At 45.3% G+C, this 21907-nt stretch carries 21 protein-coding genes; 6 read left to right on the top strand and 15 right to left on the bottom strand.

From position 1 onward, the window contains the following. Positions 1–5: 5 nt before the first annotated feature. The 14 genes from tolB to aspS form a co-directional block, all read right to left on the bottom strand. Positions 6–1358 carry a Tol-Pal system beta propeller repeat protein TolB gene (tolB, locus tag A8140_RS05720; protein ID WP_005534701.1) on the bottom strand — a complete coding sequence of 451 codons (1353 nt, stop codon included), beginning with the start codon at positions 1356–1358 and terminating at the stop codon, positions 6–8. A 10-nt stretch (positions 1359–1368) separates the two neighbouring features. Next, positions 1369–2397, bottom strand: a complete 1029-nt coding sequence (gene tolA / locus A8140_RS05715; RefSeq protein WP_005534703.1) for a cell envelope integrity protein TolA — start codon at positions 2395–2397, stop codon at positions 1369–1371. A gap of 13 nt (positions 2398–2410) precedes the next feature. Continuing rightward, complete coding sequence (locus tag A8140_RS05710; RefSeq protein WP_005534704.1) at positions 2411–2854, bottom strand: ExbD/TolR family protein; 444 nt, start codon at positions 2852–2854, stop codon at positions 2411–2413. Positions 2855–2857: 3 nt separating this feature from the next. After that, complete coding sequence (tolQ, locus tag A8140_RS05705) at positions 2858–3556, bottom strand: protein TolQ (protein ID WP_005534706.1); 699 nt, start codon at positions 3554–3556, stop codon at positions 2858–2860. Next, on the bottom strand, positions 3546–3965 hold the full coding sequence (ybgC, locus tag A8140_RS05700; protein ID WP_005426200.1) for a tol-pal system-associated acyl-CoA thioesterase: 420 nt from the start codon (positions 3963–3965) through the stop codon (positions 3546–3548). Before ybgC ends, tolQ begins: the two co-directional genes overlap by 11 nt. A 171-nt stretch (positions 3966–4136) precedes the next feature. Further along, the gene (gene ybgE, locus A8140_RS05695) at positions 4137–4439 is read right to left on the bottom strand and encodes a cyd operon protein YbgE (protein WP_005426209.1); all 303 of its coding nucleotides are present in this window, start codon (positions 4437–4439) and stop codon (positions 4137–4139) included. Beyond that, the gene (gene cydX / locus A8140_RS05690; RefSeq protein WP_000270284.1) at positions 4432–4539 is read right to left on the bottom strand and encodes a cytochrome bd-I oxidase subunit CydX; all 108 of its coding nucleotides are present in this window, start codon (positions 4537–4539) and stop codon (positions 4432–4434) included. The genes ybgE and cydX overlap by 8 nt, the downstream gene beginning before the upstream one ends. Positions 4540–4551: 12 nt before the next feature. After that, entirely contained in the window at positions 4552–5688 is a 1137-nt protein-coding gene (cydB, locus tag A8140_RS05685; RefSeq protein ID WP_005532768.1) for a cytochrome d ubiquinol oxidase subunit II, read from the bottom strand. A gap of 16 nt (positions 5689–5704) precedes the next feature. Continuing rightward, positions 5705–7291: a cytochrome ubiquinol oxidase subunit I gene (gene cydA, locus A8140_RS05680; RefSeq protein ID WP_005532771.1), complete on the bottom strand. Its 1587-nt coding sequence runs from the start codon at positions 7289–7291 to the stop codon at positions 5705–5707. 461 nt (positions 7292–7752) lie between these two features. Continuing rightward, entirely contained in the window at positions 7753–8757 is a 1005-nt protein-coding gene (gene ruvB, locus A8140_RS05675; RefSeq protein WP_005426235.1) for a Holliday junction branch migration DNA helicase RuvB, read from the bottom strand. Between the two features lie 21 nt (positions 8758–8778). Beyond that, entirely contained in the window at positions 8779–9393 is a 615-nt protein-coding gene (gene ruvA / locus A8140_RS05670) for a Holliday junction branch migration protein RuvA (protein ID WP_005532773.1), read from the bottom strand. Between the two features lie 78 nt (positions 9394–9471). Continuing rightward, positions 9472–10923: a methyl-accepting chemotaxis protein gene (locus A8140_RS05665; protein ID WP_005532775.1), complete on the bottom strand. Its 1452-nt coding sequence runs from the start codon at positions 10921–10923 to the stop codon at positions 9472–9474. A gap of 122 nt (positions 10924–11045) precedes the next feature. Next, on the bottom strand, positions 11046–11567 hold the full coding sequence (ruvC, locus tag A8140_RS05660) for a crossover junction endodeoxyribonuclease RuvC (protein ID WP_005426231.1): 522 nt from the start codon (positions 11565–11567) through the stop codon (positions 11046–11048). Positions 11568–11667: 100 nt separating this feature from the next. Continuing rightward, entirely contained in the window at positions 11668–13446 is a 1779-nt protein-coding gene (gene aspS, locus A8140_RS05655) for an aspartate--tRNA ligase (protein ID WP_005426152.1), read from the bottom strand. 272 nt (positions 13447–13718) lie between these two features. Here aspS and A8140_RS05650 point away from each other — a divergent pair, with 272 nt between their 5' ends. The 6 genes from A8140_RS05650 to A8140_RS05620 all read left to right on the top strand — a co-directional run bounded on the left by A8140_RS05650 (position 13719) and on the right by A8140_RS05620 (position 20041). Continuing rightward, positions 13719–14585: a DUF72 domain-containing protein gene (locus tag A8140_RS05650; RefSeq protein WP_033000240.1), complete on the top strand. Its 867-nt coding sequence runs from the start codon at positions 13719–13721 to the stop codon at positions 14583–14585. Positions 14586–14689: 104 nt separating this feature from the next. Then, positions 14690–15427, top strand: a complete 738-nt coding sequence (cmoA, locus tag A8140_RS05645) for a carboxy-S-adenosyl-L-methionine synthase CmoA (protein WP_005426299.1) — start codon at positions 14690–14692, stop codon at positions 15425–15427. Between the two features lie 185 nt (positions 15428–15612). Continuing rightward, positions 15613–16584: a tRNA 5-methoxyuridine(34)/uridine 5-oxyacetic acid(34) synthase CmoB gene (gene cmoB, locus A8140_RS05640; protein ID WP_005426262.1), complete on the top strand. Its 972-nt coding sequence runs from the start codon at positions 15613–15615 to the stop codon at positions 16582–16584. 221 nt (positions 16585–16805) lie between these two features. After that, complete coding sequence (locus A8140_RS05630) at positions 16806–17552, top strand: ATP-dependent zinc protease family protein (protein WP_005532781.1); 747 nt, start codon at positions 16806–16808, stop codon at positions 17550–17552. An 11-nt stretch (positions 17553–17563) separates the two neighbouring features. Next, positions 17564–19069 carry an inactive transglutaminase family protein gene (locus A8140_RS05625; RefSeq protein WP_005532783.1) on the top strand — a complete coding sequence of 502 codons (1506 nt, stop codon included), beginning with the start codon at positions 17564–17566 and terminating at the stop codon, positions 19067–19069. A gap of 3 nt (positions 19070–19072) precedes the next feature. Further along, complete coding sequence (locus A8140_RS05620; protein ID WP_005532786.1) at positions 19073–20041, top strand: alpha-L-glutamate ligase-like protein; 969 nt, start codon at positions 19073–19075, stop codon at positions 20039–20041. Positions 20042–20187: 146 nt separating this feature from the next. Here the strand turns inward: A8140_RS05620 and A8140_RS05615 are convergent, their stop codons facing one another. Further along, positions 20188–21474 carry a sphingomyelin phosphodiesterase gene (locus tag A8140_RS05615; RefSeq protein ID WP_087490647.1) on the bottom strand — a complete coding sequence of 429 codons (1287 nt, stop codon included), beginning with the start codon at positions 21472–21474 and terminating at the stop codon, positions 20188–20190. Positions 21475–21907 lie beyond the last annotated feature (433 nt).

Raw genomic sequence — 21907 nt, 5'->3', positions numbered from 1 at the left:
TCTTACTACAAAAACGGTGACCATGCGGGAGCTCTTACACGCCCATTTGTTGCCGGTAATCTAGCTTTAAATCGACCATCAATTGACACCATCGATAGTACGTTTTTCTTGTTGTAAATCGAGCTATAGATAACCATGCCACCATTTGGGGCAATGCTCGGAGACTCATCAAGCAATGTTTTTGTTAGAACCTGAAGAGCGCCTGTTTCCAAATCTTGTTTAGCCAAGTTGAAACCCGAATCACTGCGATTCACCATAACTAGGAATCGACCATCAGGGGTGATTTGACCACCTAAGTTTTGGCTGCCTTGCCAAGTCAAGCGGTTAGTAGAACCGCTGCCCAAATCTACTTGATAAATCTGAGGTTTACCACCCCTGTCAGATGTGAAAATCAGTGATTTACCATCAGGGTGCCAGAACGGTTCTGTATTATTTGATCTGCCACGCGTAATTTGTGTCAGCTTGCGAGTTTTCAGATCCAAAGTGTATACCTGAAGCGAGCCAGTCTTAGAAAGTACCAGTGCTAACTGGCTGCCATCTGGAGAGAATCTTGGCGCACCATTGTGACGAGGGTATGAAGTAATCTTCTCGCGCTCGCCGGTATAGATGTTCATGATGAAGATTTCAGCTTGGCCATTTTGGAAGCTAACATAAGCCAGCTTTTGACCATCTGGAGACCATGCAGGAGACATCAGTGGCTGCTTAGAACGCAGTACTAAACGCTCGTTGTAACCATCGTAATCTGCAACACGAAGTTGGTAAGGGAAGTTATCTTTATCGTTCACTACCACGTAGGCAATACGCGTCATAAACGCACCACGTTCACCCGTCAACTGCTCGTAAACCAAGTCAGAGATGCGGTGTGCGTATTCACGCATGCGTGGGCCTTCAACTGTTGCAACCTTGTTGAACAGCACGTGATCTTTAGAAAGGACCAGTTCACCATCACCACCCAATGCTTTGCTCTTACCACCAGTTAGCTGGCCGCGCACTACATCAACTAATTGGTAGTTAACTACGTAGTTACCCTGCTCGTTCTTTTTGACTGAGCCAGTAAGCAACGCGTCCACACCTAGGCCAGTCCACGCGTCAAAGTTCACCTCTGATTCGTTGAATGGCGTTTGAGGCATTTTGCTGGTTGGTACCGGGCTGAATTTACCGCTGCGTTGCAAGTCAGAAGCAATCACAGCAGAAATATCGGTAGGAAGCGGTTCACTGCCTTCCCATTTGAATGGAACAACAGCAATTGGTCGTGCTGAATCAATACCATCGGTAATCACCAGCTCCAATGCAGCGTGAGCTACACTCGTCAGACTGCCAAGCAGTACAAACATTCCTAGTAAAAGACGTTTAATCACGGCTTATCCCTTATTGTTGTAGTGCGACCGTAAGGTTAATATCCTTCAGTCTTTGGTTAACTGTTGAATCGGTAGACATTGGAAAACTTGGCACTTGTGCGATTGCACTCTTTGCAGCTGCACATACTCTAGAGTCTCCAGAAAGAACACTCACCGATGAGACTATCATGTCTGCCCCTGTCGGAATCAGCTTAATGTTAACTCTACACTCCTTTCCCAATAGGTAGTCGTCCTTTAGCAATTTGCTCTGAATAAGCTGAGTATAGATTGAGCTGTAACGAGAAACTTCGTCAGCAACAAATTGCCCTTGTGCCTGTTGGTTTGCACTCGACTCACTCTCTAGACCGGCAAAGATGTCATCCAGTGCCGCTTCTTGTTCTTTACGCTCACGCTCTATTCGCTCAAGACGCTCTTTTTCTTTACGCGCTTTCTCTGCGGCCTCTTTGGCTGCCTTTTCTTTCGCGATGCGTTCTTGTTCGGCTTTTGCTGCGGCTTCGCGTTCACGTTTCGCTTTGTCTTCCGCTTCTTTCGCGGCTTTCTCACGCGCTACACGTTCCTGCTCTGCCTTACGTACTGCCTCTTCTTTGGCTTTACGCTGTTTCTCGGCTTTTGCCGCTTGCTCTTTCGCTTTGCGAGTAAGTTCTTCTTCGGCCTTACGTTCTTGTTCTTTCTTCTTGCGAGCAGCTTCGGCTTCACGAGCGGCTTTGGCGTCTTTTGCCTGCTGCTCTTTTAGCTTACGAATCTGTTCTTCTTCAGCTTTACGGTTTTTCTCAAGCTGCTCAGCTTCACGTCTCAGTTTATCCAGACGGTCTTGCTCTTTCTTCGCGGCTTTTTCGCGTTGCTGACGAATCTCGTTCGCTTGTTTCTGAACAAGTTTTGGATCAATCACCACGGCCTGAACCATCTGCCCTGTCGGCTCTGGTTTCGACATTGTGAAATCCGTACCCCAAAGCAAAGCAACGACTAACAGCGCATGCAAACCAACCGATATCGCTATCGGCTTGGTGTATTCTTTGCGTTTATTCTTGTTGTCTTTCATAGATGTACGATGTCTATTCCTTGATATCGGTCATCAGACCCACTTTTGGGATGCCTGCTCGACTTAACTCGTCAAGCAAAAGTACAACGTCAGCGTATGGCGTTGCCGCATCACCACCGACTGCAACAGGTGAATCAGGCTTGATTTCACGCTCAGCTTTCACTCGCACAATCACGTCTTGTAGTGACAGACCGCGTTGAACCTCTTCATCATTCACGCTCAGGCCTAAATTGCCGTCACGATCGATTTCGATAATGATGAAGCTGCTATCAGTATCACCAGCCAGATCTTGCATGGATTCAGCCGTCGACGTTTGTGGTAGATTCACATCCACGCCTTGAGTCACAAATGGAGCGGTCGCCATGAAAATGATCAACAGAACAAGCATCACGTCGATGTAAGGTACGACGTTGATCTCTGCGGTCAGTTTACGCTTTTTAGGTTGGTAACCCGCCATGACTTATTCCTTACTTGCGCTGTCTCGACCCGCCATCGCTTGACGGTGCAGGATGCTGTGGAATTCTTCAGAGAAAGTGGCGTATGTGTGTTCTAGCTTACTTACTTTGTTACTTAGACGGTTGTAAGCCATTACCGCAGGGATTGCCGCGAATAGGCCCATCGCTGTCGCAATCAGTGCTTCTGCGATACCCGGCGCTACCATTGAAAGCGTTGCTTGCTTTACTTCACCTAAAGCGATGAACGCGTGCATGATGCCCCAAACGGTACCAAACAGACCAATGTATGGACTGATAGAACCGACCGTTGCAAGAAATGGTAGGCTGGTTTCAAGCTCATCAACTTCACGAGCAACGGCGACGCGCATTGCACGGCCAGTACCTTCCATGATGTAAGCGGGTGAGTTTACGTTGCTCTTACGTAGGCGTGCAAACTCGGTAAAACCTGCGTAGAAGATTTCTTCTGTGCCCGTGATGTCGTCTTTGCGGCCTTTCACTTTTTGATAAAGCTGTGAAAGATCCGTGCCCGACCAAAATTTGTCTTCAAATGACTCTGCATCTTTTGATGCTTGAGATAAGACTTTGCTGCGCTTAATGATCATAGCCCATGATGCGATTGACATGCCTAGCAGTGTCAACATCACAAGCTTTACCAACAGACTGGCCTGAAGAAAGAGATCTAAAATGGAAATATCAGCAGTCACTATTTGTTAGCTCCGAATTGATAAATGATGGAATCGCAATTGGCTTCATTTTCTTATTATCGATACATGCTACCTTAACCATTGCCTTGCACAATGTTCTGCCTTCATCATTGACTAACTCTTGACAGAATTGCAGGGAAGCACGTTTTATTTCTGACACTCGGGTTAGAACGGTCAAATGCTCGTCCAGCCTAGCGCCTTGGTTGAAATCGATATCCATGTGTCGGACAACAAAGCCTATGTTTTGTTCCAATAACACATGTTGGGAAACGCCTTTTGCACGCAACATCTCAGTGCGCGCACGTTCAAAGAATTTCAAATAATTTGAATGATATACAACGCCGCCCGCATCCGTGTCTTCGTAATACACGGTGATCGGCCAGCGGAAGGGATTTGATGTGCCTTGCAAGGGAGTACCAGTAATTTCAATTCTTTAAAGCAATTACTATAACTGAAGCGGCAGTAATTGGTACTGAGCGAAGGGAATATTTTTGAATTTTGTAGAAAAAATAAAAGCCAGACAAACTGCCTGGCTTTTATTCGATGATTTAGTAACCGACTTTATTTCAAAGTGTAACGCTTACATGAAATACAGTGCAGTTAGATAAATTAGGATAGCGAGTGAGAAGTAAGGGCTGAACAATACTTGCCAGTACCAGCTTCTCGGTTTAAAACCCACGCCATACACCATGCTTGAGCAACAAGCCCAAATCAATGCTGGCGCGATAAACGCATTAAAGCCACCAATTTCTCGATGGTATGCGTTTGGGTCCCACATCACCAATCCAACGTGCATAAAGCCGAGGATTAAGGCCAAGACTCTCAACAGAGTCTTGTCCATTGGTGCGTGAAGTTTCGCTACCTTGTCAGCGAGATTACTCACTGTCTTTATCCATCATTTCTGAGTGCTCTAACCAAAGAGCGTTGATGATACCGAAAGCACAAGCAAGTAGTACACCTAGAATCCATGCGAAATACCACATAGTAATAGCTCCTTAGTAAAGTGAGTTTTTGTTGTCTTCGATGAACTTATCATCCAAGCGACCGAACATCTTAGAATAAGTCCAAGACGTGTAAGCCAAGATGATCGGAACCATAACAAACGCTACGACTGTCATTATGTTCAGAGTAAGCTCAGATGAAGTTGAATCCCACATTGTTAGGCTGTGGCTTGGCATTAGGTCTGATGGCATGATGAATGGGAACATCGCAATACCAGCAGTAAAGATAACGCCAGCTATACCTAGACTTGATGTTAGGAACGCAATACCACACTTCTCTAGACGAGATGCCAATACAGCTAGAAGCGGCATAGCAACACCCAATACAGGTGCAGCCCATAGTAGTGGGTAAGTTTCGAAGTTCGTCATCCACGCGCCTGCTTCACGGATAACCTCTTTGTTTAGAGGGTTAGACGCTGCTGCAGTATCGATGCCACCTACGATTACGTAGCCTTCAATGTTTTGGATCCAGAAGCCTGCTGCTACGAAAGCAACCACTGTTAGTAGGCCAGTAAGCTGAGCTACGTTACGAGCACGAGTGTGTACTTCGCCAGTTGTTTTCATTTGTAGCCAAGTTGCGCCTTGCATCAGGATCATGAACAAGCTTACTAGACCACATAGCAGAGCAAATGGGTTTAGTAGACCGAAGAATGAACCGTGGTACGTTGGCATTAGGAACTCGTTTAACTGGAATGGAACACCTTGTAGAAGGTTGCCAAACGCAACACCAAAGATAATTGGTGGAACGAAGCCACTGATTGAAATAAAGGTATCGCAAGTTTTACGCCATCTTGGATCCTCGATCTTTGCACGATACTCCAATCCCAGAGGGCGCAACCAAAGTGCTGCTAAAGTCAGAACCATCGCTAGGTAAAAACCAGAGAACGATGTTGCGTAAACTAAAGGCCACGCCGCGAACAATGCACCGCCAGCAGTGATAAGCCATACTTGGTTACCGTCCCAGTGCGGAGCGATTGTGTTAATCATCACACGACGTTGCGTCTCATTTTTACCGATTACAGGTACAAGCGCGCCTACACCCATATCGAAACCATCAGTAATCGCGAAACCAACCAGTAGGACACCGATTAAGCCCCACCAGATGAATCGTAAGATTTCGTAATCAAACATTTTGTTATCTCCTTCCTTACGCTTCTACTTGGCGACTAACTTTGTCTTCAACTGAGTCAGCGTTTTGCTCGAAGTGGTAGCGACCTGTTTTCAGGCTGCTTGGACCTTTACGAGCGAATTTCACCATTAGGTATACCTCTGCGATTAGGAACACAGTGTATAGCGCTAGGATTGCGAATAGTGAAGTCCAAATCTGACCTGCAGTCAATGCAGATGCAGCAACATGAACAGGTAGAATCTCACCTACAGCCCAAGGCTGACGACCGAATTCTGCGACGAACCAACCTGCTTCGATCGCAATCCATGGTAGTGGAATACTGAACAATGCAGCTTTAAGAATCAGAGGTTTCTGCTCGATCTTCTGACGACATGTCTGGATGAATGATGCAGCAAAAACAAACAGCATGATAAACCCACAGCCAACCATGATTCGGAACGCGCTAAACAACGGCCATACAGTTGGAATTGAGTCATCCGCAGCCGATTGGATCTGCTCTTCAGTCGCATCAACAACGTTTTCTGTATAACGTTTTAGAAGTAGACCGTAACCTAGGTCACCTTTCACTTCGTCAAACGCTGCCATGTTTGCTTCAGACTTATCACCAGCACGCAATTTCTCAAGTAACTCATAAGCGTACATACCATTACGGATACGATCTACGTGCTCATCTCGAAGATCACGCAGACCTGTTACTTGTTCATCAAACGAACGCGTTGCGATGATACCCATTACGTAAGGGATCTTGATTGCGTAATCGGTGTTCATTGTTTCTTGGTTTGGAATACCAAATAGCGTGAATGCTGCTGGCGCAGGCTCTGTGTGCCATTCTGCTTCAACTGCCGCTAGTTTCACTTTTTGAACTTCACCCAACTCGTAACCAGATTCGTCACCTAGGATGATTGTCGATAGGATTGCAGCCATACCGAAAGATGCTGCGATAGCAAATGAGCGACGAGCAAACGCCACGTCACGGCCTTTCAATAGGTAGTATGAACTGATGCCTAGAACGAACATTGCACCACACGTGTAACCTGAAGCTACTGTGTGTACAAACTTAACTTGCGCTACTGGGTTTAGAACAACGTCTGCAAAGCTTACCATTTCCATACGCATGGTTTCGAAGTTGAATTCTGCACCTACTGGGTTTTGCATCCAGCCGTTCGCGATAAGAATCCAAAGTGCAGAGAAGTTAGAACCTAGAGCAACCAACCAAGTTACCGCCAAGTGTTGACGTTTCGATAGACGATCCCACCCGAAAAAGAATAGACCAACAAAAGTTGACTCCAGGAAGAAAGCAACCAGTGCTTCGATCGCAAGTGGCGCACCGAAGATGTCACCTACATAGTGGGAATAGTAAGACCAGTTCGTACCAAACTGGAACTCCATGGTGAGGCCGGTAGCCACACCAAGTGCAAAGTTAATACCGAACAGCTTACCCCAGAACTTGGTCATGTCCTTGTAGATTTGCTTGTTCGTCATTACGTACATCGATTCCATAATGGCCAAAAGGAAGGCCATACCAAGGGTCAATGGTACGAATAGGAAGTGATACATCGCTGTCAGTGCAAACTGCAACCGCGACAGATCAACTACGTCAATCATGGTAACTCCTATGTGTCGGCTGAATGACACTCTCTACATATTGCAATCCAACCACAAGTGTTATTTACACTTGAAAAATGTTGAATAATCACAACGCATTGTTGCAAAAATGTGCTTTGTTGGTTAGTTAATTGTTAAGCATCAGCTAATATAGCTAGGGCTAATATTACTTCTAAAATCAGTTTGTTTCAAAAGGTTTATATCAGTAAATCACTTTGATATAACTCAATCAATAAGCACTTAATTTGAACAAAAACCCATCAATTTGATCTAGATCAAACGATATTTAGAAGAGATGTTAAAGGAGCGTAATCAGAAGAGGGAATTATCACTGAGCTAAGAACATAGAGTTAGCAAACGATAAATTTTTATTACCTATTTACTATAAAAAGAAATTTGATAAATGAGAAGTTGGTCAACGTTAGTCGAACGCTGAGCTCTACTTACCCAGCGTTGAAATCTTACTTTTCAATTCCGAAATGCAAATAAGCACGATCGGTGGCAATTCTACCACGCGGAGTGCGTTGCAAATAACCTTGTTGGATTAGATATGGTTCAAGAACGTCTTCGATGGTGTCTTTCTCTTCACCAATCGCCGCAGCCATGTTGTCCAAACCAACAGGCCCACCGCCAAACTTCTCCATAATCGCTAACAGCAGCTTACGGTCCATATAATCAAAACCTTCGGCATCGACATCAAGCATGTTCAATGCTTTGTCTGCCGTATCAGCACAAATATGACCGTTACCTTTTACTTCCGCATAGTCACGAACTCGGCGTAGCAATCGGTTAGCAATACGTGGCGTGCCACGAGCACGGCGAGCAACTTCTAACGCCCCTTCCGACTCCATAGATAAGCCCAAACAGTCAGCACTGCGCTGAACGATATCTTGCAGGTCTTTCACTTTGTAGTATTCAAGACGCTGAGTAATACCAAAACGGTCACGCAATGGTGATGTCAAAGAGCCTGCACGCGTCGTTGCACCGATCAAAGTGAAAGGTGGTAAATCAATTTTGATAGAGCGTGCCGCCGGACCTTCACCGATCATAATGTCTAACTGGTAGTCTTCCATCGCTGGATACAACACCTCTTCAACCATCGGGCTTAAGCGGTGGATCTCATCAATGAACAACACATCGTTTTCTTCTAAATTGGTCAACAGCGCCGCTAAGTCCCCTGCTTTCTCGAGTACAGGGCCAGAAGTGGTACGAATGTTCACTTCCATCTCATTGGCAACGATGTTCGCAAGCGTGGTTTTACCCAAACCTGGAGGACCAAAAATCAAAAGGTGGTCGAGCGCTTCATTTCGTAATTGAGCGGCTTTGATGAAAATCTCCATCTGATCACGCACGTGATCCTGACCTTGGTAATCCGCCAGCTTCTTAGGACGAATCGCACGGTCGATGACGTCTTCTTCACGAAACGAAGGATTTTCTGGCGCGATTAAACGATCGGCTTCAATCATATTGTTCCCTTGGGCTTTCCGTTACACCATTGATTTTAGTGCTTCACGGATCAGTTGCTCACTGGTCATATCCGGTTTAGCGATCTGAGAAACCACTTTCGACGCTTGAGTTGGCTTGTAGCCTAGAGCAAGAAGCGCACTGATTGCCTCTTCTTCTGCGTTGCTAGAAGCCGCAGAACCAGAGTCCGCAGGTGCTGCATCAGTAAACGGAGTAAACAGATCGCCAGCGCCCCACCCTTTCAGGCGGTCTTTCATTTCAACGACTAGGCGTTCAGCTGTCTTCTTGCCAACACCCGGTAGTTTTACAAGCGTTGAAATGTCTTCACGCTCTACGCAAGAAACGAATTGGCTCGCAGTCATACCTGAAAGGATACCCAGACCTAGCTTAGGACCAACACCGTTCGCTTTGATCACTTCACGGAAAAGCGCACGTTCTTTGACTGTGTTGAAACCGTAAAGTAATTGCGCGTCTTCACGTACAACAAAATGAGTATAAATAATGGCTTCTTCACCGACATTTGGCAATTCGTAGAAACAGCTCATTGGCATCTGAACTTCATAGCCAATGCCATTAACTTCAATTAAAACTTCAGGTGGTTGCTTTTCAAGCAGAGTGCCGCGAAGACGTCCAATCACTATAAATACTCTTTGGAAATGAATTTGCGACAGGATAATAAAGAACTGGATAGACATCCAGTCCTTTATGCGGTGGGGTTAGATTTTTGAGACAACTTGATCAAGTTGCTGTGTGAGGTTGCGTACCGCGACCACTTGCCCATTCAACTCGGTTCCGTATTGCGCGACGGTTTCGGCAATAGTTTTGGTGTTCACCACGCCGTTAGCCACTTCACTGCTAGCTTCATCTAACTCTTTTAAAGCCGTCATTTGCGTTGCCATGATGCCAGACAGACTCTGCACATCATGCGAGATGGTGGTAACTTGCTGAATAATGGTGTTCATTCGCTCTGTGCTTGACGTCACAACGCTTTGACCATGCTTCACTTCTTGTTCACTGCGATCAAGCAAGTTGCGAATTTCCACGGCCGACTGACTGCTCTTAGCCGAAAGCTCTCGTACTTGGTCCGCAACGACCGCAAAGCCTCTGCCCTGCTCACCCGCTCGCGCCGCTTCAATAGCGGCATTGAGTGCCAACAAGTTGGTTTGCTCTGCGACCGAGGTAATCAAGTCTGCCACTTTCATGATATCTTCATGGCTGGTAATGATCTGGCTGATCGCTTGGGTTGAATCCTCCAGCAATTCCGAGCTTTTCTCAGCTTGTTGATGAACCTCTTCACTCTTCTCTCGTAGCTCTTCGACAAACTTGCTGGACTCTTCTATACCCGTCGCCATGTGATGCACTTGCTGACTCATTTGCTCGGCTGCACTCGCTTGGGATTCACTGTTTACATTAAGGGCATTCACTTGAGCGTCCAATTGCGATGACTGCTCATCCAGTACTTGCGAGACTTGTTTCAACTCACTTGAATTTTGATTAGCTTGCTCAAGCACCTCTGCTAAACGTAGCTCTCCTTCTGTTGCCTTCTGGGCCACCAACTCACTTTCTGCTTTGGCTTTCTCTGCACTTTCAATCGCGATGTCTCGCTGCTTGGCGGTAAAGGCTTGTGCAATACAAATCACCACCAGCGGTAACACGGTGCCTGACCATATTTCCACACGCTGGGCAGATTCAGACAACACAAGTTGAGGAAAATCAAAACCAGACACATGCTGATACGTCATTACCGCAGAAAGCACTATCACTAGCGCGCTCCAAGAGATCGCCATGATACGAGTGCCAGATAAAAAGAAAGCGACGACTAACAAAGGTACCCAGTAAGTTTGGGTTGAATCGACCACACCACCACTTTGATAGATGATGTTAAGCGCATGCACAGACATGCCTACAAAACCCAAATTGAGCGACAATGCTGGTTGCTTGAACCATTTCAGGCTGAAGGCGGATATCAGTTCGAGTGCGATTAAGAATATTGAGGTGAAAATTAAGCTTTCATGTCCATGTTTGGACCATTTGATCAGGCTGTAGATCCCGACGAGAAAAGCGATGAGGTTAAATAGAGAGAGGATGTCGGCTTGACGTTGTTGTGTTCTCGTCCATTGAGTTTGGCGCGGCATAAATGCACTGCGCCACAGCGTGGCTGGATTCATGTTCAATCTTCCTTGATTGATTTCTTATTAGACCTCTGACCACTATAGTTTTGTAACATTTTCTCAACAAACTTAATCCTTAAATCTGTCTGATATGTCTCATTTTTAATACGAGAACACGCCTAACGGTAACGACCTTTTCTTGCACTGGTAGCTTTGCCTGCGAGCGCCACTAGTGTCTTATTGGTGTTAGCGTGACAAATGGCAACACCCAACGCATCGGCAGCATCGGCTTGAGGCTTGGCTGGCAATTTAAGCATGTGTTGAACCATATGTTGAACCTGAACTTTGTCTGCACCACCTGTGCCCGTTACCGCTTGTTTTATAAGACGTGCCGCGTACTCATGCACCGGAAGATCCGCATTCACAGCCGCCACAATTGCGCTACCACGCGCCTGCCCTAGCTTTAGTGCAGAATCGGCATTCTTAGCCATAAACACTTGTTCGATGGCAAATACATCTGGTTGAAACTGGGTGATGATTTCCGTTACGCCTGCGTAGATTTGCTTGAGACGACCTGGCAGCTCTTTTTCAGAAGTGCGAATACAGCCGCTGCCTAGATATTGCAGATGACGCCCTTGCTGGCGAATCACGCCGTAACCAGTAATACGAGAGCCTGGGTCAATGCCCAAAATAATTGACATGAAGAGTCCTAATCAATAACTCACTGTAAGTATGAGAATAGTTGCCATTAAAACAAAAACTCCCGCAGATGCGGGAGTTTTTTCTTTAATTGTTGTGCGCTTATTCTGCGTCTTTTTCTTTCGCAACTGTTACTGCAATTGCTAGCTCTTCTAGAGCCGCTGGGTTTGCAAGGCTTGGTGCGTCTGTTAGTAGACACGCCGCCGCAGTTGTTTTAGGGAACGCGATAACATCACGGATGTTCTCTGTACCACATAGTAGCATCACTAGACGGTCTAGACCGAATGCAAGACCAGCGTGTGGAGGCGTACCGAATTTCAGAGCGTCCAGTAGGAAGCCGAATTTCAGTTGTTGCTCTTCTGCATTGATACCTAGGATATCGAATACTGCTGCTTGCATTTCTGCGTTGTGGATACGTACAGAACCACCGCCTACTTCGTAGCCGTTTAGAACCATGTCGTATGCGTTTGAGTTCGCGGCTGCTGGGTTCGCTTTTAGCTCTTCCGCAGTCACACCTAAAGGTGATGTGAATGGGTGGTGCATTGCGTGTAGGTTGCCTTCGTCGTCTTCTTCGAACATTGGGAAGTCAACAACCCAAAGTGGAGCCCAAGTGCCTTCTTTAGTTAGACCTAGGTCTTTACCAAGTTTAAGACGAAGTGCGCCTAGTGCTTCAGCAACGATGTTAGCTTTGTCTGCGCCAAATAGGATGATGTCGCCAGATTCCGCTTGAGTGCGATCTAGAATGCCGTTGATCACGTCTTCGTTTAGGAATTTAGCTACAGGAGATTGGATACCTTCCATGCCTGCTGCACGGTCGTTAACCTTCATCCATGCTAGACCTTTCGCACCGTAGATACCTACGAATTCTGCGTAGCCGTCGATTTGCTTACGAGTAAGCTCAGCACCACCTGGAACACGGATAACTGCAACGCGACCTTTCTCGTCGTTTGCTGGACCAGAGAATACTTTGAACTCAACGTCTTTTACTAGGTCAGCAACGTCTACTAGCTCTAGCGGGTTACGTAGGTCTGGCTTATCAGAACCGAAACGACGAATCGCTTCGCTGAACGGCATTACTGGGAATTCACCTAGGTCAACGTTCAGTAGCTCTTGCCACATTTCACGGACCATTTTCTCAGTCGTTGCACGAACTTGGTCAGCCGTCATGAATGACGTTTCGATATCGATCTGAGTGAATTCTGGTTGACGGTCAGCACGCAAGTCTTCATCACGGAAACACTTAACGATTTGGTAGTAACGGTCAAAACCAGACATCATTAGAAGCTGTTTGAATAGCTGTGGAGACTGAGGAAGCGCGTAGAAGCTACCTTTGTGAACACGGCTAGGTACTAGGTAGTCACGAGCGCCTTCTGGTGTCGCTTTTGTTAGTACTGGTGTTTCGATGTCTAGGAAGCCGTTGTCATCTAGGAAACGACGAACAAAGCTAGACGCTTTAGCACGTAGCTTGATGCGGTCGCTCATTTCTGGACGACGTAGATCTAGGTAACGGTACTTCAGACGTTGCTCTTCAGAGTTCTTTTGGTTGAAGTCTAGAGGCAGAACGTCAGAGCGGTTGATGATCTCAAGACCTTTTGCAAGGATCTCAACTTCACCTGTTGCCATGTCTTTGTTTACTTGGCTTTCTGGACGAACGCGAACTTCACCAGTTAGCTTGATACAGAATTCATTACGAAGTGTGTTAGCCACTTCATACGCATCTGCCATATCTGGATCAACAACTACCTGAACGATACCTTCGCGATCTCGCATATCGATAAAAATAAGACCGCCTAAATCACGACGACGGTTAACCCAGCCGCAAAGTTCTACAGTTTGTCCTGCAAGGGACTTGTTCAGGTGACCACAGTAATGGGTACGCATAATGAAATTCCCAATCTCTCAAATATTGTTAACTACGCTCTGTCAGCCTCATTGCCGAGCAGAGTAAAGATCCATTTATACGCTGAAAGCCTGTGAAAATCGACTACTCAACATACAATTAAGTGTGTTTTATCATTCATTGGTGGTTTTTAGTACAAAAAATGTTCAAAAGCGCACCAAAGCGAAAAAATTGGTGGGGATTATAGCGTGAAATTACCCATTTCAGCAAAACTCTCGTAAAGTGGGCTCAGGAAAAAACGTAAAGCAGAGATATGGATAATTTACCCCTTCGACTTGGATTGACCATGTGGTCGCACAACCAGTGGCAACAAAGCTTTTATGGCAGTGGCACCAAACCCGCAGAGCGACTCGAAAAGTACGCGCAGGTGTTCCACACTGTAGAAGGCAACACCACCTTTTACGCCACACCGACGCTCAACACGGTGCAAAACTGGAAAGCCGCGACTCACGACGATTTCAAATTCACCTTTAAGTTGCCAAAAGCCATTACTCACGAGCAGATGCTCAGAGGTTGCGACGAGCAATTACGTGACTTTATGAAGGTAATGGAACCGCTTCATGAACGTGTTGGGCAATGGACGATTCAGCTCCCTGCTGCATTTGGTCCAGAACACCTTGATAGATTGAAGAAGTTCTGTGCCAGCTTTCCGCCGAATTTCCCCCTTGGGGTGGAAGTTCGTCATATGGCTCTCTTCTCCAAAGGTGAAGAAGAGCGAGCGTTGAATCAATGGCTGTTAGAGAGCGGCATTGACCGCATTATCATGGACAGCCGCCCTGTATTCGCCGCGCAGCCTACGACTGAAGCGGTAATCGATGCCCACCAGAAAAAGCCTCGCGTTCCGGTGCATGCAATCGCAACCGCCAAGCACCCGATGATCCGTTTCATCGGTCACCCAGACATGGACGACAACCTGCGCTTTTTCGAACCTTGGTTGAAGAAACTGCCGATGTGGATTGAACAAGGCATTCAACCGTACTTGATGATTCACACCCCAGATAACATCTTAGCGCCAGAACTGGCTGAAAAGCTGTATAAGCAGCTACAACTTAAGCTCTCATTGCCAAACTTGTCTGTATTTCCTGCCAACGATGGCAACTCGCAAATACAAATGTTTTAGGTAAGCTTATAATTAAGCAAATGACAGAGGCGCGAATTTCCCATAAAATACGCGCCTTTTTTGATGCCTGAAGTTTCAGGCGGCTTGTATGCAGAGATTTGGTTATGAACCCTAAGAGCAATCCAGATACTATTTTTTCGGCTCCAATCGATAAAATTGGGGATTTCACGTTCGATGAACGCGTAGCGGAAGTTTTCCCTGACATGATTCAACGATCGGTGCCGGGTTACAGCAACATCATTTCTGCAATTGGTATGCTGGCAGAGCGTTTTGTTAAACCTCACTCAAACATCTACGACCTAGGTTGTTCTTTGGGAGCTGCTACGCTGTCTATGCGTCGTCATATCAAACAAGAAGGTTGTCAAATCATTGCAGTGGACAACTCTCCTGCGATGGTGGAGCGCTGTAAGCTTCACGTCAACGCGTACCGCAGTGATACGCCAGTTGATGTAGTAGAAGCGGACATTCGTAATATCGAAATCGAAAACGCATCTGTTGTGGTGCTGAACTTTACGCTTCAATTCCTCTCTCCAGAAGATCGCTATGCGCTACTGGAGAAAATCTACGCGGGTCTGCGCCCGGGCGGTATTTTGATTCTGTCTGAAAAGTTCGTGTTTGAAGATGAAGTATCCAACGAGCTGTTGATTGACCTTCACCACGATTTTAAACGTGCGAACGGCTACAGCGAACTAGAAATCAGCCAAAAACGCAGCGCGATTGAAAACGTGATGCGTCCTGATTCAAAGAAAGATCATAAAGAGCGTTTCGCAGAAATTGGGTTCTCAAGCTACGACGTTTGGTTCCAGTGCTTTAACTTCGGTTCGATGTTTGCGATTAAATAAGCTTCGCGACACAGTTCGCTCTCATTAGGACGTCATCCTCAAGAGCGAGGAACGAGCGAGTTGGGGATCTCTTATCAAAAACGATAAAAACCGTGATTCCCTATCACGTTCGTCCCTCACTGTAGAGAATGACACATTTAACTTTTACCCAGGGTCTGCTGACTCCATAAACTCAGTGAAAAACTATGTTTAATTTTGCTAATTTTTATCAGTTAATCGCTCAAGACACTCGTCTTCAGCCGTGGCTAAACGTATTACCTCAACAGTTAACAGATTGGCAAAATGCTGAGCACGGTGACTTTGGTCGCTGGCTGAAAGCGCTGAACAAGATCCCACAAGGTGCACCAAACCAAGTGGACATCAAAAACTCAGTGACCATCAGCAACGATACGCCTTTCCATGAAGGTGAGCTGAAAAAGCTAGAAAGCCTACTACGTACATTCCACCCATGGCGTAAAGGTCCATACACAGTACACGGTATTCATATCGATACCGAGTGGCGCAGTGACTGGAAATGGGATCGCGTGCTTCCTCACATCTCGCCACTGAAAAATCGCAGCGTATTAGATGTGGGTTGTGGCAACGGCTACCACATGTGGCGCATGCTAGGTGAAGGTGCACGCCTAACGGTTGGTATCGACCCTTCTCATCTGTTCCTAATTCAGTTCGAAGCGATTCGTAAGTTAATGGGCGATGACCAACGCGCTCACCTTCTTCCATTAGGGATTGAACAGCTACCTAAGCTAGAAGCGTTCGACACCGTATTCAGCATGGGCGTGCTTTACCACCGTCGCTCTCCACTGGATCACTTGGTGCAGCTAAAAGATCAGTTGGTATCAGGCGGTGAGCTTGTTCTTGAGACACTCGTTATCGAAGGCGATGAGAACGCGGTATTAGTGCCGACGTCTCGTTACGCGCAAATGCGTAATGTGTACTTCTTCCCTTCAGCGAAAGCGCTGAAAGTGTGGCTAGAACTGGTTGGCTTTAAAGATGTGCGCATCGTAGATGAAAACGTAACGACGGTTGGTGAGCAGCGCACGACCGATTGGATGACACATAACTCGCTGCCGGATTACCTTGATCCAAACGACCCGAGCAAAACGGTAGAAGGCTACCCTGCCCCTCGTCGAGCGGTACTTGTAGCAACCAAGCCATAATTAACTGAGATTTCTGACATTGTCTTAACTCACTCCCTTCGTTAAGACATTAACCTCTATTCAAATCTAATTAAGGATGCGTATTGCGTCCTTAATTTTTTGGCTTTTCGTCACTATTCCTCACTCTGTAAGAGACTGCCGCAGATTCTTGCTTGTGAGCGATTGTCGATAACGCTAAACTCTTAAAAAACAAACAACTTACTCCAATCTCAAGGTTTTCAATGTTTATACGATTGACTCCGGTTGTTGCCATCGCCTTACTATCTGGATGTACTTTAACCAAAGGCGAACAGTACCACCAAGAAACGTTAGCTGCTATTCAGGCTTCTGAAACGAATTTCAATACTCGCGTTACCAACTTAGAGCTTCAACTTAGTAACCAGTCGGATTACATCGAGAATCTGGAAGACCAAGTGGATAAGTTAAATGGCGATCTTAGCACCTTCCGCAAAGAAGCAATGGACGAAGTCAGGAAGCCAAAAGAACCTATCATTGTTCAAGCGCCTGCTCCTGTTCAAGCCACTCCTACCCATGACATTGTCCTTGGCTCAATTGAGCGAGTGACGATCGATTCAATCAAACAAACTTTCGATGCTCGCGTCGATACTGGCGCAGCGACTTCTTCACTAAATGCAGTCGATATTGAAGAGTTCGAACGAAATGGCAAAAACTGGGTGCGTTTCCACCTTGCTGACAATACCAAGTCAGAAGAAGAGAAAGATATTTGGATTGAAGCGCCAATTATTCGCTACGTGAAAATCCGTCAAGCAACCAATGAAGAACTAGAGCGTCGAGCTGTTGTTGAACTTTGGGTACACGTTGGAAAAATTCATGAAAAAGCGCAATTTACGTTGGCAGATCGCTCTCAAATGAACCATCCTGTGTTACTAGGAAGAGAATTTATGCGCGACATCGCACTCGTCGATGTAAGCCGTAAATATATTCAAACGGAAGAAGAGAAAAAATAAAAAGGTAGATTATGACGTCCAGAATACCATTTTACCTGTCAATCATCCTTTTGGTGGTTGCAGGCATCGCCTTGAGTGTTTTCAGACATCAGAATTACGGCGTTCCTTGGACTCCAGGTGAAACACGTCAAGTTTGGGATGTTGAAGCCCGTATTGAATTCAATGCAAACGGCGGTGAAGTAAAAGCTTCTCTTGCTGCCCCTCATACACAAAAAGGCTACACCTTAATCGGTGAGTCTGCGTCGTCTCCAGGTTACGGTGTTTCTTACGTAAACTCTGATTCAGGCCGCCGTGCTGAATGGTCAATTCGTCAGGCAACTGGCGCACAAACTATTTACTACAAAGCACAATTCTTGGTTGATCCTCAAGCCAAGGTAGACGAACTACCACCATCAGGTGAAATCACCAAACCTACCCTTTCGGCTCCACAACAAGCGGCTGCAAACGCGTTGATTGAGCGTGCGATGAGCCGTTCGGCAGACAACGAAACTTTCGCTCGTGAGCTGATCAAAACACTCAACGATCCAGACAGCCAAAACGCGGCACTAATTCTAAACGACTTTGACCGCACTGATGCACTGCATAAAATCTTGCTTACTGCAGGTGTACAAAGCAAAACCGTTGGTGTTATCGAGCTAGAAGATGGTCGTCGTCGTCAAACGATTCAACCTATGGTTCAAGTTTGGTCTGGTGAAAAGTGGGTTCTGTTCTCACCAAATTCAGAGCAAGCGGCAGCACAACCTAACCTTCTGGTTTGGGATGAATCAAACGTTTCTCTACTTGACCTAGTGGGCGGTAAAAACAGCCAAGTTCACTTCTCAATGATCAAGCAAGAACTCACGCCGCAAGAAGCGACAGACAACAAAGTGGAAGCTGACGGTCTATTGAACCTATCGATTCACAGCTTGCCGCTTGAAGAGCAAGCGATGTTCAAGACCATCATGCTGATTCCAATTGGTGCTCTGATTGTCGTGTTCCTGCGCGTTATCATCGGTCTTAAGACATCCGGTACCTTCATGCCTGTTCTGATTGCGGTTGCCTTTGTACAAACGCAACTTGTGACTGGTATCGTTGGCTTCCTATTGATTGTCGGTACGGGTCTGATCATCCGAAGTTACTTATCGAGGCTGAACTTACTTCTGGTAGCAAGGATATCCGCGGTTATCATCACGGTAATCATGATCATCTCTGTGTTCACGGTTGTGGCATTCAAGATTGGTCTGACTGAAGGTCTAACGATTACCTTCTTCCCAATGATCATCTTGTCATGGACTATCGAACGTATGTCGATTCTATGGGAAGAGGAAGGTGCGAAAGAAGTCGCGCTTCAAGGTGGCGGTTCACTGCTAACAGCGGTACTGGTTTACTTAGCAATGACTAACACGTACATCCAGCACCTAACGTTTAACTTTATCGGCCTACAGCTTATTGTACTGGCAGGTATTCTACTACTAGGTACATACACGGGTTACCGTCTAACTGAGCTGCGCCGCTTTAAACCACTAGCGGAGGACTAAACGATGTTTGAACGTTTTACTTCGCCATCAAAGCTTCGCCATAAAGGCATTATGGGAATGAACAAGCGTAACCACAGCTACATTGGTCGCTACAATGATCGTTCCAAATACCCATTGGTGGATGACAAGCTAAAAACCAAGATCATTGCTGAAGCAGCAGGCGCGACTGTGCCTGCTCTTATCGGTGTGATTGCTAGCCAAGCTGAAGTGAAAAAGATCCACAAAATGGTCGAAGACTGGCCTGGTTTTGTAATCAAACCAGCACAAGGCAGTGGTGGTAAAGGTATCTTGGTTATCACTTCGCACAAAGATGGCGTCTACACCAAGCCATCAGGTGCTACCTGTAACAAAGAAGAAGTCGAGCGTCACATCAGTAACGCACTAGCGGGTCTTTTCTCGCTTGGTGGTAAGAATGATGTGGCTGTGGTTGAGAACTTGATTAAGTTTGATGACTGCTTCGACGGCTTCAGTTACGAAGGTGTGCCAGACGTACGTATTATTGTATTCAAGGGCTACCCCGTGATGGCGATGATGCGCTGTTCTACGGCAGCATCCGATGGCAAGGCGAACCTTCACCAAGGTGCGGTTGGCGTTGGTATCGACATCGCGACAGGCAAAGCCATTCGTGCGGTACAGTTTGACCAACCCATCACTCACCACCCAGATACTGGGAAAGACTTGTCGACACTGCAAGTGCCTCATTGGGAGCGTTTGCTAGAGCTAGCGTCCAGTGCTTGGGAAATGACAGGCTTGGGCTACATGGGTACCGACATGGTATTGGACAAAGAAGAAGGCCCGATGGTGCTTGAGCTGAATGCACGTCCTGGTTTAGCAATCCAAATTGCTAACGGTGCTGGCCTTCTACCTCGCTTGAAGCACATTGAAAACCTTGGCATGCCAGCCGAGTATCCAAAACCGAAAGAGCGCGTTGCCTACGCAGCCGAACAATTCGGTGTGAAATCTCAGTTCTGATGTCCTCGCTAGCAACCATGATCATGGTTGCTAGCCTAGTCTTGGTTGTATTTTGACGTAAGAATTGACCATTTGATATGGTTAAATACCTCTCCAGTAACAATCTCTCCTACCCCGTGTAAGCGTTAGAGGTTTAAATTGAGCAATCAGTGAACATAAAAAGTGCCACTAACCGCTAGGTGATCGGAGAGATCCCATATTCCCCACATATTAGTATCAAAAGTACGTAAGACCTCTATTGAAGCTTTGCTTGAAGCAACGGCTCCATTATCAACATACAGAAGATAATCTAACCGCTCACGCTCAGATACATCACCACCAGCCAAATTTATATTTACTACTGGATCATAGCTGTACTCTAGGGGGCCACTCAGCGTCGGCTCTAATAAATTTAAGGAATCAAGCAGCATAGAGAAGTCCAGTGGGAACTTATGTTTGGCAATATTGAAATCCCCCCCTAGAATGATTGGCTCATCGTCAGGTATATTTAACTGCTCTAGAAAGGCTTTTATTTCATATATCTGCAATATTCTAACATCTCTATGTTTTTGCGAGTTCCAAGATCCTAAATGAAGATTAAGAAAATGAAAGTTGCGTCCATCTTTTAATATTTTAGTGTATAAAACACCTTTATCAGCAGCACAGTCGGTACCGATACAGTTATCAAAAATATGCTGAGATTGAGCTATTATTGGAAATTTGCTAAATGTAACTACGCCACCATCATAGGTATTGCTTCCCCCACCATCAAGCTTTTCACTCCTATATTCAAAGTGTTCACGCATAGTAGCGTAAATTTCGTTCTCATTTTCTCGACGAAACACTTCTTGCATAAATACTACATCATATTCCTTAGTCTCATTTACAATCTTACCATCTCTAAGATTCATATTAGATCCGATATAAGGCAACATCCAAACATTATAAGTTAGTATTCTTATATTATTTTTACTGTAAGGCTCAATAACTTTTTTTCTATCTACAACAAAAGTCACATCATCGTAGCCTCCAGTATAGCTAGCTTTATAGTAGTATTGAAATTCACCCTTAGATGAGGAATAAATATTCCTATCAGATTTAAAACCACTTACATGAGTAGTCTCAGGATCAGTAAGAGTAAAAGACATATTTGAACCAAGTAAATTACCATCTAACTTCAACGCCAATGTCAGATGTTCATACCCTAAAAATATAAAGAAATAATAACTTTTTCCTGATTCTATATTACTATACCGACTTAGCTTAGAAACCTTAAAATATTGATATGGTTCTATAACATCAATTCCACCACCACTTATTATATTAGAATCTCCTGAAGAGAAAACATTAATTACCTCATCAGTATTATTTAAAACATAGATATTGCTATCTGCTCTAGAATAGCTCATTAAAAATAGATTAATTAAGAAAGTTATTATTATTTTCCTAGCCATAAACTACACTCTAAAATATATAATTTAATTAATTTTAAAAGTTCACCCTGGTGAGGGGTGCGAATGATTTTTTAGCCTATCCTTTTTCTATATTGATTAACTAATAGCTAGAAAATTTTCAACATTTATATAGAAAAATAGATAATAGCATGAGTTTGTTAAATATTTCCTCTTCTTATTAAGAGAACACTGTAAGATAAAATGGTTATTTAATTAGCTAAAAAGTCACCACTAGACAAGAAAAGATTACGTCTCATTTATCCTTCAACTCTCTTGATAGAAATGACTAGACTATTGATTATTTTGAATAGAATCAAGGTACAAACGTTTCAAGTAATACCAGTAGCTATAATTAGTCGTTAGCTTCAACACATCGGAATTTACTAGAAAGAACCTGAACGATTAAGATTATCTGTGATTTGGTATGAGCCTG

The sequence above is a fragment of the Vibrio campbellii CAIM 519 = NBRC 15631 = ATCC 25920 genome, assembly GCF_002163755.1.
Taxonomy (GTDB): domain Bacteria; phylum Pseudomonadota; class Gammaproteobacteria; order Enterobacterales; family Vibrionaceae; genus Vibrio; species Vibrio campbellii.
Note: the sequence above shows the minus strand (reverse complement) of the source record. Positions and strands in the feature narration are given on the sequence as shown.